Origin of the sequence: Nonomuraea cypriaca (assembly GCF_015645445.1) — a bacterium.
Lineage (GTDB): Bacteria > Actinomycetota > Actinomycetes > Streptosporangiales > Streptosporangiaceae > Nonomuraea > Nonomuraea cypriaca.
Genome location: NZ_JADOGI010000013.1, coordinates 21,490 through 35,044, shown reverse-complemented (window position 1 = coordinate 35,044; position 13,555 = coordinate 21,490). Strand labels below are relative to the sequence as shown.

Annotated in this window: 10 protein-coding genes; 7 read left to right on the top strand and 3 right to left on the bottom strand. The window is 70.0% G+C overall.

Translation table 11 applies throughout. The features are described 5' to 3' along the window. Position 1: 1 nt before the first annotated feature. On the bottom strand, positions 2–2,287 hold the full coding sequence (locus ITP53_RS06555) for a TIM-barrel domain-containing protein (protein ID WP_195894388.1): 2,286 nt from the start codon (positions 2,285–2,287) through the stop codon (positions 2–4). A 137-nt stretch (positions 2,288–2,424) separates the two neighbouring features. Next, a complete protein-coding gene (locus tag ITP53_RS06550; protein ID WP_195894387.1) occupies positions 2,425–3,813 on the bottom strand; it encodes an NAD(P)H-quinone dehydrogenase in 1,389 nt (462 codons plus the stop codon). Between the two features lie 185 nt (positions 3,814–3,998). Between ITP53_RS06550 and ITP53_RS06545 the strand changes: the two genes are divergently transcribed. Then, positions 3,999–4,484: a gamma-glutamylcyclotransferase gene (locus tag ITP53_RS06545; protein WP_328814155.1), complete on the top strand. Its 486-nt coding sequence runs from the start codon at positions 3,999–4,001 to the stop codon at positions 4,482–4,484. On the opposite strand, the gene ITP53_RS06540 is transcribed toward ITP53_RS06545, so the two are convergent. Further along, positions 4,485–5,789 (bottom strand): MFS transporter, encoded by a 1,305-nt coding sequence (locus ITP53_RS06540; RefSeq protein ID WP_328814153.1) that lies wholly within the window; start codon positions 5,787–5,789, stop codon positions 4,485–4,487. A gap of 110 nt (positions 5,790–5,899) precedes the next feature. Between ITP53_RS06540 and ITP53_RS60115 the strand changes: the two genes are divergently transcribed. The 6 genes from ITP53_RS60115 (at position 5,900) to ITP53_RS06510 (ending at position 13,458) form a co-directional block, all read left to right on the top strand. Beyond that, positions 5,900–6,967 carry an Lrp/AsnC family transcriptional regulator gene (locus ITP53_RS60115; RefSeq protein WP_195894385.1) on the top strand — a complete coding sequence of 356 codons (1,068 nt, stop codon included), beginning with the start codon at positions 5,900–5,902 and terminating at the stop codon, positions 6,965–6,967. After that, positions 6,964–8,268 (top strand): M20/M25/M40 family metallo-hydrolase, encoded by a 1,305-nt coding sequence (locus ITP53_RS06530; RefSeq protein ID WP_207755592.1) that lies wholly within the window; start codon positions 6,964–6,966, stop codon positions 8,266–8,268. The genes ITP53_RS60115 and ITP53_RS06530 overlap by 4 nt, the downstream gene beginning before the upstream one ends. A gap of 3 nt (positions 8,269–8,271) precedes the next feature. Continuing rightward, positions 8,272–9,075, top strand: a complete 804-nt coding sequence (locus tag ITP53_RS06525) for a purine-nucleoside phosphorylase (protein ID WP_195894383.1) — start codon at positions 8,272–8,274, stop codon at positions 9,073–9,075. An 88-nt stretch (positions 9,076–9,163) separates the two neighbouring features. Continuing rightward, positions 9,164–10,912 (top strand): phospho-sugar mutase, encoded by a 1,749-nt coding sequence (locus ITP53_RS06520; RefSeq protein WP_195894382.1) that lies wholly within the window; start codon positions 9,164–9,166, stop codon positions 10,910–10,912. Between the two features lie 548 nt (positions 10,913–11,460). After that, positions 11,461–12,009, top strand: coding sequence for a hypothetical protein (locus ITP53_RS06515; RefSeq protein WP_195894381.1), 549 nt, complete (start codon positions 11,461–11,463; stop codon positions 12,007–12,009). A 393-nt stretch (positions 12,010–12,402) separates the two neighbouring features. Then, positions 12,403–13,458, top strand: a complete 1,056-nt coding sequence (locus ITP53_RS06510) for a methyltransferase (RefSeq protein ID WP_207755591.1) — start codon at positions 12,403–12,405, stop codon at positions 13,456–13,458. The last annotated feature ends 97 nt before the right edge of the window (positions 13,459–13,555 follow it).

Sequence of the window (13,555 nt, the reverse complement as noted above, 5' to 3'; positions counted from 1 at the left end):
GTTACGAGATGACGGCCCGCGCGGGGGCGCCGGCCACCGGGGCGAGCTCGACCCCGGTGACGCGCTTCGGGCCGGTGACGGCGACACGCAGCACGTCGCCGTCCCTGGTGGCGACGGCGACCGTCACGCCGTCCGCGTCGTGGATTTCGGCCGTGCCGTCGCCGCCCCCGAAGGCGACGAGGGTGATCTCCGCCGGCACGTCGACCGTATCGCCGGGCTCGGTGACCGGGATGAGCGCGCCATGGCGGACGAAGAGGGGGATCTGGTCGAGCGGCTTGGCGACCCGCACGTAGCGGGAGCCCGTGAGCACCTCGCCCGTCCAGTAGTCGACCCACTCACCGCGCGGCAGGTACACCTGGCGGACGCCCTCGGGGGCCGTCATCGGGGCCACGAGCAGGTCGCGGCCGAGCAGATACTGCAGGTCGGCCTGCCAGGCCACCGGGTCGTCCGGGTAGCCGACGCACAGCGCCCGCATCATCGGCGCGCCGGTGCGCGCCGCCTCGACGGCGGCCGAGTAGATGTACGGCATCAGGCGGTAACGCAGCTTCAACGCCTCGACGGCCGGCTCCTCGACGGCGGGGAACTCCCACGGCTCGCGGGTGGTCGTGCCGTGCAGGCGCAGCAGCGGAGACAGCGCGCCGAACTGGGTCCAGCGCACGTACAGGTCGTCGGAGGGCCGGCCGGTGAAGCCGCCCGCGTCATGGCTCCAGAACGGCACGCCGGACAGGCCGTGCGCGAGCCCGCCCCTGATCGTGCTGCCCATGGCGGCGTAGCTGGTGTAGGTGTCGCCGCTCCACTGGGCGCTGTGCCGCTGCCCCCCGAGGTACGACGACCGCGCCCACACCAGGTCGTGACCGTGGACCTCGCGGGTGACGGCGGCGACCGCGTCGTTGAACAGCAGGGTGTAGACGTTGTGCAGGTCGGCGCCGGACATGCCGTTGAACGCCACCGCGTCGCTCGGCACGCCCTCGGCGAAGTCGGTCTTGAAGGCGGCGACGCCCTGCCGCAGCAGTCCGCGCAGCAGGTCCTGGAACCAGGCCAGCGCCGCCGGGTTGGTGAAGTCGACGATGCCGCAGCGGGGGAACGACCCGTGCCAGCAGTCGGCGACGTACGCCTCCCCATCCTGGTTTTTCAGGAAATATCCGGCTTTAGCGCCCTGCTCGAATGTCGGGCTTAAGTGGGAAATATAGGGATTCATCCACAGACAGACCTTGAACCCCATCCCCTCCAGCTCGGCCAGCATGCCTTCCGGGTCGGGGAAGTTCACCGGGTCCCACCGCAGGTCCGACCAGTGCCCGTCGGTCTGCCAGTACGTGTCCAGGTGCAGCACGTCGCACGGAATGCCGCGTTCCCTGATCGTCCGCGCCCTGGCCAGCACCCGTTCCTGGCTGTCCACGCAGAACCCGGAGGAGATCCAGGTCCCGAACGCCCACTTCGGCGGCAGCGCGGGCCGGCTGGTCAGCAGGTCGTAACGGTCCAGCACCTCGGACGGCGTCGGCCCGGCGAGCACGTAGTAGTCCATCACGTCGTCGGGCACCAGGATCTGCACGACGCTGTGCGTGGACTGGCACACGTCGAACTCCGTGGGCGCGCCGCTGTCGACAAGCACGCCGTACCCCTTGCTGGACACGTACAGGGGGATGTTCTTGTACGCCCGCTGCGACTCGGCGCCGAAGGCGTCGAAGTTCCACATGACCGGCCGCTGCCCGCGCTTGTCCAGCCGGGTGAAGGACTCGCCGAACCCGGCGAACGCCTCGTCGGGGGCGGCGGCGAAGCTCTCGTGGTAGGCGACGGGGGCGCCCCCGGACGCGGACCGCCCGAACGGCAGGGTACGCAGCCTGCCGCTGATGTCGGTGTGCCCGCGATCCTGCTCGACCAGCGTGGCGCCGGACGCGTCGGTGAACCGCAGATGCCAGGGCGCCAGGCTGATCTCCGCCCTCAGCGACCCGGCGTCGATCACGATCGGCTCCCCCGGCGCGATCCCGGCACGCGCCCCCGGATACGTGCCGGGGGTCACCAGCGAGATGGCCCTCTCGGAGCGCGGCCTGGCGTTCACGTCCTCAGACAGCCGTACCCGGATGACGCCCTCGCCCGCCACGCCGACCTGGACGACCAGCGTCTCCTCGGCTGTGGTGACCGCCTTGAGCAGCACCTCTGCGCCGTCCGCCGCGACCAGCTCGGCCGTGGTCAGCGCCGACGGTCCACCCTCACCTCGTGCGCGAACCGGCAGCTCGGGCGGGTCGGCGACGAAGTACTCGTGCGCGACCAGCGGGGGGCGATAGGGCATGGACACTCCTTCGGACGGCTGCGCAAACTCAGTGAGTTAGTTTGCTGTCCATACCAACAAACGTCAACGTCCCGCACCCGCGCCCGGACACGAAAAAGGGCCCGCCACGCCGTGTGGGGGCCCCGAGAGGGAGAAGATCAGATCGACACGCCGGGCTGCATGAGCCGGCGGGCGGCCTCCGTGATGGAGCCGGACAGCGACGGGTAGACGGCGAACGTGTGCGCGAGCTGGTCGACCGTGAGCCGCTGCTGGACGGCCACAGAAACCGCCAGGATCAGCTCGGACGCGCGCGACGCCACCACCACGCCGCCCAGCACGATCCCGGTGTGCGGTCGGCAGAACAACTTGACGAAACCGTCGTTGAAGCCCTGCATCTTGGCCCGCGCGTTGGTGGCCAGCGGCAGCTTGACCACGTTGGCCTCGATCTCGCCCGCCTCGATGGCCCGCTGGGCGACGCCCACGGCGGCGATCTCCGGGTCGGTGAAGATGTTGGAGGCCACCGTGGCCAGCCGGAGCGGCTGGACGGCCTCCCCGAGCGCGTGCCAGACGGCGATGCGGCCCTGCATGGCCGCCACCGAGGCCAGCATGAGCACCCCCGTGCAGTCGCCGGCCGCGTAGACGCCGGGCGCGGACGTGCGGGAGACCTTGTCGACCTTGACGAAACCCCCCTGGTCGAGCTGGATCCCGGCCTCCTCCAGACCGATGCCGGTGGTGTTGGGCATCATGCCGACCGTCATCAGCGCGTGCGAGCCCTCCGCCGTGCGGCCGTCCTCCAGGGTCACGACCACGCCGTCCCGCGTGCGCTTGACGGAGGCGGCGCGCGAGCGGCCCATGACGTTCATCCCGCGGCGGCGGTAGACCTCTTCGAGCACCTCGGCGCCGTCGGCGTCCTCGTTGGGCATCATCCTGTCGCGGCTGGACACCAGCGTGACCTCGGACCCGAGCGAGCGGTAGGCGCCGGCGAACTCCGCGCCCGTCACGCCGGAACCGACGACGATCAGGTGCTCGGGCAGCTCGTCCAGGTCGTAGAGCTGGCGCCAGTTGAGTATGCGCTCGCCGTCGGGCTCGGCCCCGCGCAGCACGCGCGGCGTCGCGCCGGTGGCCACGATGACGACGTCGGCCCTGAGTGTGCGGTCGCCCGCCCGCACCACCTGCGGATCCACCAGCCGCCCGCGCGCCCTGATGATCTCGACGCCCTCGGCCTCGACCCGGGTGGCGATGTCCGCGGACTGGGCCTGGGCCAGCTCCTTCACCCGCTTGTTGACCAGCGGCAGATCGACCCCGACCACACCCGCGTCACCGTCTGGCCCGCCGGAGAACGACACGCCCAGCGACGCCGCGTCGAGCAGCGCCTGCTTGCGGACCGAGGTCGCGATCAGCGTCTTGGACGGCACGCAGTCGGTGAGGACACAGGCGCCCCCGGGACCGTCCTGCTCGACCATCGTGACCTGCGCGCCTAGCTGGGCGGCCACCAGCGCCGCCTCGTAGCCGCCGGGTCCGCCACCGATGATCACGATCGTCGTCACGTAACCCATTGTCCCGCACGAGCCGAGCGAAGCTGCAACCGCCCCGATGACCAGCTTGATCAAAAACAGCAGGTGAGAAGGACACGTCGTTTCCCCGGAACCTGATGAACCGAGCCGGCGGCCCAGCGTGGCAGGATGGCGCGGGTAGCTGGATGACGAGCGGCACCCGGTGAGAGGGGTGGATCGTGGCGTGGCTTTCGGATTCGGGGAAGCCGAATGACCTCAGGCTCTATGCCGCTTATGGCTCCAACATGGATCCGGAGCAGATGGCCATGCGCGCCCCGCACTCGCCGATCTGGGGTGTCGGCTGGCTGCCCGGCTGGCGGCTGACCTTCGGCGGGCACGACCCGGCCTGGGAAGGCGCGCTCGCCACCATCGTGGAGGAGCCTGACGACCACGTGTTCGTCGTGCTCTACGACGTGCCCGACTGGGAGGAGACCTCGCTCGACCAGTGGGAGGGCGCGGTGCGGGGGGCGTACCACAAGGTTCGGCTGCGGGTGCAGACCCTGGAGGGCGAGGTCGTGGCGTGGTTCTACGTGCTCGACGGCTACGAGGGCGGCCTGCCGTCGGCCCGCTACCTGGGCAGCCTGGCCGAGGCGGCCGAGCGGGCGGGCGCCCCCGACGACTACGTCAAGGAGTTGCGGGAGCGCCCCTGCGTCTCGACGGGGTAGTCAGCGCAGCGGCTGGTCCTTGGTCTCGCGCAACACGAAGACGTAGACCAGCGTGGAGATGAGCGCGAGCGCCGACATGTACCACGGGAAGAGCTCGGGGTTGCCGGCCTCCTGTAGCGCGGTGCCGATCAGCGGCGCGGTGCCGCCGAAGAGCGCCACGGTCAGCGAGTACGGGAACCCGGCCCCGGCCGCCCGCACCCTGGTCGGGAAGAGCTCGGAGTTCACCGCGGCCGAGATGGAGGTGAAGCAGCCGAGGAACACCATGCCGACCATCTGCACGGTGAGCAGACTCCAGTACGACGTGGTCAGCAGCCCGAGCAGCGGCACCGGCAGGATCAGGAACCCGAGCCCGAACGCGATCAGCATGGGCCGCCGCCCGATCCGGTCCGACAGCATGCCGAGCAGCGGCTGCAGGATCATGAAGAAGACCAGCGAGACCGTGCCCGCCTGGAGCGACAGCGCCGGGTCGAAGTCCACGGTGATCTGCGCGTAGGTGGGCAGGAAGCTGGTCCACGTGTAGTACGCGACGGTGCCCGCGATCGTGATGCCGACGATCGTCAGCGCCGACCTCGGATGGTGCTTCATGAACTCGAACATCTTGGGCCGCTCGGCCCGTCCCTGCTGGATCTCCCCCGCCACGGCCGACGTCTCGTCGGCGCCCTTGCGGATCCACAGGCCCACGAGGCTGAGCACGGCGCCCGCGATGAACGGGATGCGCCAGCCGTAGGCGTCCATGTCGGGCTTGACCAGGGTGGTGGCGAGCAGCGCGGCCAGTCCGGAGGCCAGGAGCTGGCCGATGGTGGTGCTGACGTACTGGAAGCTCGAGAACAGCCCGCGGCGGCCGGGCGGCGCCGACTCCACCAGGAACGTGGTCGCGGCGGCGAACTCGCCGCCCACGGACAGGCCCTGGATCAGCCTGGCCAGCGTCAGGATGATCGGCGCAAGCAGGCCCACGGCCGCGTAGCTGGGGGTCAGGCCCACGAGCAGGGACCCGAATCCCATCAGCACGATCGTGAACGTCATCGCGGCCTTGCGGCCGTACCGGTCGGCGAACGCGCCGACCAGCAGGCCGCCCAGCGGCCGCATGAAGAAGCCCACCGCGAAGACGCCGAACGAGCTCAGCAGCGGTACCAGAGGGTTGCCCGCACTGGGCGGGAAGATCTGCGCGGAGAAGTACGTCGCCAGAAACGTGTACGCATACCAGTCGTACCATTCCACGACGTTGCCGATGCTGGCCGCCATCAGCTGGCGAACACGGCTCTTGGGGATGCCGAGTGGGGATTGCGCCAGGGGGGAAGTCGCCACGTGGGCTCCTTTGCTGACATGAGCGGTGATGGCTTATCGTGCATTCAGACGACCAAAACAGTCAAATATGGCAGCAAATATTTACATTCCCGACACAGAAATGGTGGCAGGTGGATGGTATCGACCGGCGCCTCGTCGCGGCGCTGCAAGTCAGCCCGCGCGCCTCGTGGGGTGAGATCGGCCGGGCCGTGGGCGAGCACGAGCGCACGGTCGCCCGCCGCCTGCAACGGCTGATCGCGGACGGCGTGGTGCGGGTCACGGCCATCTACGACGACCTGCGCACGGGGCACGGACGTCCCGTCCACCTGCACGTCCAGGTGCGTCCTGGCGCGGTGGGCGAGGTGGCGCGGGCGCTGGCCGAGCGGCCCGACACGCGCTCGGTCTACGCGCTGACCGGGGCCACGGACGTGGGCTGCGAGCTGGTCGCCCCCTCGCGCGAGGAGCTGCACCACATCCTGTCCACTCAGGTCTGCGGGATAGACGGCGTGTTGCAGACGCAGACCCAGGTCGTGCTCCACACGTTCACGACCGTGGCCGAGTGGCACGCGCCGTTCCTCAGTGACGGAGAGGTGGCCGAACTGCGGCCCGCGCCGCCGCCCGAGCACCTGCCGGAGGTGGCCGAGGGGCCCGCGCCGCCGCCCGAGGTGGCCGAGTCGCGGCCCGCGCCGCCGCCTGAGTGTCTGCCCGACGAGGAGGGGCTGTCGCCTCTTGAGCAGGAGATCGCCGAACTGCTCGCCGCAGACGGCCGGATCGCCTTCACCGCGGTCGCCGAGCGGCTGGACCTCTCCGTGCCGACCGCGCGCCGGCGGGTGACCTCGCTGATCGAGCGCCGGCTGCTGCTGCCGCGCGCCGAGGTGGAGCCCGCGCTGCTCGGCCTGGAGGTGGAGGCCATGCTGTGGCTGAAGGTCCGCCCGGACGGGCTTGACCTGGTGGGCCGGCGCCTGGCGGCCCACCCGAACGTACGTTACTGCGCCGCCACCTCGGGCAACCATTCCCTCATCGTGCAGGTCGTGGCGGCCCACGAGGCGGACCTCTACCGTTTCCTCACCGGCGTCGCCGGCCGGCACGACGAGATCACCGACGTCGACCTCACCCTCATCACCCGCGCCTACAAGCGCGGCCACCTCCACAAGTCCGGACTGCTCACGCTGGCTCACCAATGGGAGAAAACGCCATGACACCTGCCGAGAAGGAAGTCGCCGACCTCTGCGTGGAACTGATCCGCGTCGACAGCAGCAACTACGGGGACGGCAGCGGCCCCGGCGAGCGGGCCGCGGCGGAGGTCGTCATGGCGCGGCTCGCCGAGGTCGGGATCGAGGCCGAGTACGTCGAGAGCGAGCCGGGCCGCGGCAACGTGGTCACCAGGATCGAGGGCACGGACCCGTCACTGCCCGCGCTGCTCGTCCACGGGCACCTGGACGTGGTGCCGGCCAACGCCGCCGACTGGTCGGTGGACCCGTTCGCGGGCGAGGTGCGCGACGGCTACATCTGGGGCCGCGGCGCGGTGGACATGAAGGACATGGACGCGATGATGCTGGCGCTGCTGCGCCAGATGAAGCGCGAGGGGCGCAGGCCGCGCCGCGACCTCGTGTTCGCATGGCTGGCCGACGAGGAGGCCGGCGGCGTGTACGGCGCCAAATACCTCACCGCCCACCACCCCGGCCTGTTCGAGGGCGTCACCGAGGCGATCAGCGAGGTCGGCGGTTACTCGCTGGAGGTGGACCCGTCGCTGCGGCTCTACCTCATCGAGACCGCCCAGAAGGGCCTGTCCTGGATGAAGCTGATCGCCGACGGCACGGCGGGCCACGGCTCGATGCTCAACTCGGACAACGCCGTCACCGAGATCGCCAGGGCGGTGGCCAGGATCGGCGAGTACGACTGGCCGCTGACGTACACGCCGACGGTACGCCGCTTCCTCACCGAGGTCGCCGACGCCTTCGGGATCCCGTTCGACGAGGCGGACCCCGCGCCGGTCCTCGACAAGATCGGGCCGCTCATCCGCTTCGTCGGCGCGACGCTGCACAACACCACCAACCCCACCCAACTCGACGCCGGCTACAAGTCGAACGTGATCCCCGGCCAGGCCACGGCGGTGATCGACGGGCGGTTCCTGCCCGGGTTCGAGGAGGAGTTCTTCAAGACCGTCGACTCGCTGATGGGGCCGCGCGTCCGGCGGGAGTTCGTGCACCACGACATCGCGCTGGAGACGACGTTCGACGGGGCGCTGGTCGAGTCCATGATCGCGGCGCTCAAGGCCGAGGATCCGGCGGCGCGGGCGATCCCGTACTGCATGTCGGGCGGCACCGACAACAAGACGTTCTTCGCGGACCTGGGGGTGCGCGGGCTCGGGTTCGTGCCGCTGCGACTGCCCGCGGACATGGACTTCTCGTCGATGTTCCACGGCGTGGACGAGCGGGTGCCGGTGGAGGCGCTGCAGTTCGGCGTACGAGTGCTGGACAGGCTGCTCCTAAACTACTGATTCGTGAGCAACGACCCTTACACCCTGGCCTCCGAGGCGGCGGCGGCGCTCAAGACCGCCGCCGGTCTCGACACCTTCGACGTCGCGCTCGTCATGGGGTCGGGGTGGGTGCCCGCCGCCGACGCGATCGGCGAGACGGTGACCGAGATCCCGTTCACCGACCTGCCCGGCTTCCGCGCCCCCGCCGTGGCCGGGCACGGCGGCAGGATCCGCGTCGTCCGCACGCCGGGCGGGCGGCACGCGGTGGTGTTCCTCGGGCGTACGCATCTGTACGAAGGGCTCGGGGTGGACGCGGTCGTGCACGGCGTACGCACGGCGGCCGCGGCCGGGGTCCGCACGGTCGTGCTGACCAACGCGGCCGGCGGCCTGCGCCCCGAGACGCAGAACGTCGGCGATCCGGTCCTGATCAGCGACCACATCAACCTGACCGGCGCCAACCCGATCACCGGGACCACGTTCATCGACCTCACCGAGGTCTACTCACGCCGCCTGCGCGACCTGGTACGCGAGATCGACCCGGCCCTGGCCGAGGGGGTCTACGTGGCCTTCCGCGGGCCGACGTACGAGACGCCGGCCGAGATCCGGATGCTGCGCACGCTCGGCGGCGACATGATCGGCATGTCCACCGTGCTGGAGGCGATCGCCGCCCGCGAGGCGGGCCTCGACGTGCTCGGCGTCTCCCTCGTCACCAACCCGGGCGCGGGCCTGTCCGGTGAGCCGCTCAACCACGAGGAGGTCCTGGAGGTCGGCCGCGCCACCGCCACCCGCATGGGCGAACTTCTCGCCAAGGTGGTCGACCGGCTGTGACTCTCTCGGACCCTGGACAAGATGATCGAGCGGCTGTGAACCTCTCCGACCCGGCTCTGAACCTCTTGGACAAGGCGGTCGAGCGGCTGTGACTCTCTCGGACCCGGCTCTCTTGGACGAGGCCCGGCGGTGGCTGGCCCAGGACCCCGACCCCGGCACCCGCGCCGAGCTGTCCGCCCTGCTCGAACGCGAGGACCTCGCGGCGCTGCGCGACCGGTTCGGCGCCCGGCTGGAGTTCGGCACGGCCGGGCTGCGCGGTGAGCTGGGCGCGGGCCCCAACCGGATGAACCGCGTCACCGTCATGCGCGCCGCCGCCGGGCTGGCCCGCGTGCTCGGTCCTGGCAAGCACGTGGTCATCGGCTACGACGCCCGCCACAAGTCCGACGTGTTCGCCCGTGACACGGCCGCCGTCCTGACCGGCGCCGGGCTGCGCGCCTCCCTCCTGCCGCGCCCCCTGCCCACCCCGGTCCTGGCCTTCGCCGTACGCCACCTGGGCGCGGACGCCGGCGTGACCGTGACCGCCAGCCACAACCCGCCGCGCGACAACGGCTACAAGGTCTACTGGGGCGACGGCTCCCAGATCGTGCCCCCGATCGACACGGAGATCTCGACCGCCATCGCCGCAGTCGGCCCCGTCGACCAACTCCCCCTCGGCCCCTCCGGCCCCTCCGGCCCCTCCGGCACCTTCGGCCCCTCCGGCACCTCCGGCACCTCGGGCACCTCAGTGAGCGCGCCGGGCACCACCGACGCCTCCTCAGCGGGCACGTCGGGCACGGTGGTGTTGGGCGAGGAGATCGTTGACGCCTACCTCAGCGCCGTGACGTCCCTTCCCCTGAGCGAGGCCCGTGACCTCCGGATCGCGTACACACCCCTGCACGGGGTGGGCGCGGACACACTGACCAGAGCCTTCCAGGCGGCCGGCTTCGAGCCGCCGGTCGCCGTCGCCGAGCAACGCGACCCCGACCCCGACTTCCCCACGGTGTCCTTCCCCAACCCGGAGGAACCGGGCGCGATGGACCTGGCCATCGCCCTGGCCGCCAAACTGAACGCCGACCTGGTCCTCGCCAACGACCCGGACGCCGACCGGTGCGCGGTGGGGGTGCCCCTGCCGGACGGCTCCTGCCGCATGCTCACCGGGGACGAACTCGGGGGCCTGCTGGCCGAGCATGTGATCACCCACACGACCGGGGACCGCATGGTGGCCACCACCATCGTCTCCTCGACCCTGCTCGGCAAGATCGCCAAAGCACACGGCGTACGGTATGGCGAGACCCTGACCGGCTTCAAGTGGATCATCAAAGCGGGCCCCGGCCTGGTGTTCGGCTACGAGGAGGCGATCGGCTACAGCGTCGGCTCGGACGCCGGCCTCCCGGTCCGCGACAAGGACGGGATCGGCGCGGCCCTGACGATCGCCGCCATCGCGGCCACGGCCAAACGCTCCGGCCGCGCCCTGCTGGACCTGCTGGACGACCAGGCAAGGCGCTACGGCCTGCACGCCACCTCCCAGCTCTCCTTCCGGGTGGCCGACCTGTCCCTGATCACCTCCACCATGTCCCGGCTGCGCGCCGCCCCTCCCGCGACGCTCGGAGGACGGCAGGTGGTCCGGGCGGACGACCTGGCGAAGGGCGACGGGGGCCTCCCGCCGACGGACGGCCTGCGCTACCGCCTGTCCGGCGACGCCCGCGTGGTCGTACGCCCATCGGGCACGGAGCCCAAGCTGAAGTGCTACCTGGAGGTCGTCGTACCGGTGGCCGACGAGGTGGCGCACGCCCGTACACATGCCACGGCGGACCTCGAAGCCCTGAAGGCCGACCTGACCACCCACCTCGGCCTCTGACGCACTCCTGGGCCCCAAGCACGGCCCTCGCGAGAGGCGCTTCGCGCACGAAAGCTCAGACAGCGCTGTGGGTCGTCCCCACCACACTTCCGGCATCCCCAACTGGTCCTCACGATCGACGCAACTCGACCCTGCCCCCAAATCTCCAGCTCGGTCAGATGTCGAATTCGCCATTCCGGGCGCCCTACGTTTCTCGACTTCCCGAGCATTCTCACTGCCATCGGCTGCGTTTATTGGCACATCTACAGCCGTCGCCAGCGAGATCCATCCCACTTTCCACTCCACCGGGCGGCGCGCCGGCGCAGGATAGCTGCACACTCGTCAAAGGAACTCACACTTCGAGAAACTGCGAACTATCAGGTCGACGTCCCGGCACACGGCCGCCCCAGCGACCCGCTTGACTCTTTCGAATTTCCATTTGTCATGGCATCGGTGAGCTGGGGACGGTATGGTACTCCGTGCGTCATGGCGGCTCGGGCCGTGTGGCGGCCCGCAGCGGACACCGTCCATAAACGCCATCCACTGTCTCATTCACCAGGAGATTAAATTTGGAAACCAGAAGTGGGGAAACATTGAAAGCTCGCTATACCGCGAAGGCCGCCGCGATGCTGGCGACCGTTGCCGCCGCCGGCATGCTGGCGGCCCCGTCAGCACAGGCGCAGACCTATCAGCAGAAGAGCGCACCGCAGAACTGCGTCATCGTGATCGACAAAGCCGGCAAGGTGAAGTCGCAGCGATGCTCAAGCGATCCTGCGGAACTCGAAGCAATCTCTGCAGCGTCCACACCGATCATCCAGCTCTTCGACCTTCCCCATTTCGGCGGAGTCGCCACCATCATTCGCGGTGAGGGCAACGTCGGCGGCGGCGACGGTTGTGACTACGCCGGATATCGGATCTCGCATCTCGGGAGCTGGGTCAACCGCACCTCTTCATTCATAACCCGGCACGGATGCAATGCGGTCAACCTGCACAACCTGCCCAACTACGGGGACCACGGGCATGGTTTCCGCAACCCCGGCGCGGCCACCATCTCCGTGCCGGTCATGCCTGCGGGCTTCGACAACAACGTCGAGTCCATCGCGCTCTGGCGGATGTGACCTCCGCTCCGCCTGGTGAGGCCCATATCCGGGTGACGGCTTGGCCCGGGTGACGTTCGGGTGGCGACGCCCACCGGGCGATCGACACGACCGCAGGCTCCCGCCCCTCGACGGGAGCCTGCGGCCACGCGGGACCGGGTGTTCTCCGTCCCGCACCCATGAGACCCCCGTCTCCTTGCGTGCTCCCTTCACCGCGCTTTACGCGAGGCGCCGCACGACGTCGGGAAGGCGCTCGACCTGCCTGCCGCCGAGGCTTTCGATGCACTCCTGGCCCCCAAGTACGGCCATCGCCAGGGGCCGCTTCGTTCCGATTCGTCCAAGACCGAGCCGTCGGACGCCTGGTAGCTTCCGGGCAAGCAAGCCTTGATTCCGCGAAGGCAGGAGGTCGTGGCCATGACGAGCATCAAAGACGATCACGACGAGCAAGGTCGGCAATCGCAGTGGGAAGCGGCATGGGAAGTGCTGGCACCCGTGACCGATCTGATCACACCGATGGCGGTGCGGGTCGCGGCCTCGCTGGGGCTGACCGACCTGATGGCCGGCGATGCGGTGCCCGTCGAGGAGTTGGCACGCCGGTCCGGCACCAACGCGGACGCGCTGGGCCGGCTGCTGCGCCACCTGGTCTGCCGGGGTGTCTTCACCGAACCGGAGCCGGGCAGGTTCGCGGTCAACGGGCCCGCCGCGCTGCTGGCGTCCGGCCATCCTTCCGGGATGCGGGCACAGCTCGACCTGGGTGGCTTCGGCGGGCAGATGGACCTGGCATTCGTCGGGTTGCTGCACACGGTCCGCACCGGGCAACCCGCGTGGGAGACGGTCTTCGGCGCCTCGTTCTGGCACCATCTCGCCGCGACTCCGGAGATGAGCGTGTCGTTCGACGCGATGATGGCCGGCGGAGCGGACTACGTCACCGATGCGGCCGAGGGGTACGACTGGTCCGGTGTGCGGCATGTGGTCGACGTCGGCGGTGGCACCGGCGCCCTGCTCGCCGAAGTGCTGCGCACCCACCCGGACATCCGGGCCACGCTCGTGGACCTGCCGGACACAGTGGACCGAGGCCGGCAGTACCTGGTCGAGCGCGGGTTGGACGCGCGGTGCGAGTTCGCCGGCCAGAGTTTCTTCGATCCGCTGCCCGCCGGGGGCGACGCGTACGTGCTCAGGCGTGTGGCGCACGACTGGGGCGACGACGACGCCGTGCGGATCCTGCGCCGGTGCGCCGACGCGGCCGGGCAGCACGGACGGGTCGTCCTGATCGAGTCACACGGCACTTCCGGTGACGACCCGGCCATGTTCGCCGAGATGAACCTGCGCATGCTCGTGCTCAGCGGCGGCCGCGAGCGCACCACCGAGGACTACGTCGCCCTCGCCGCCAAGGCCGGGCTCGCCGTCGCCGACGTTCACAGCACCCCGCTCGGACACGTCATCCTCGACTGCGCTCCGCTGGGCCCTTGACAGTTTGAGGAGTCTCCTGGCTTGACCTCAACAGATGTTGAGGTTCGAGAGTGTTCACATACGGGTGCGGACGTCGGCACCCCAGTGAACAGGAGCG

What these genes read in the sequence shown, in the direction of transcription:
- ITP53_RS06530 (WP_207755592.1), top strand. Translation starts at nt 6,964, where the DNA reads ATGACACCTGCCGAGAAGGAAGTCGCCGACCTCTGCGTGGAACTGATC.
- ITP53_RS06555 (WP_195894388.1), bottom strand. Translation starts at nt 2,287, where the DNA reads ATGCCCTATCGCCCCCCGCTGGTCGCGCACGAGTACTTCGTCGCCGAC.
- ITP53_RS06510 (WP_207755591.1), top strand. Translation starts at nt 12,403, where the DNA reads ATGACGAGCATCAAAGACGATCACGACGAGCAAGGTCGGCAATCGCAG.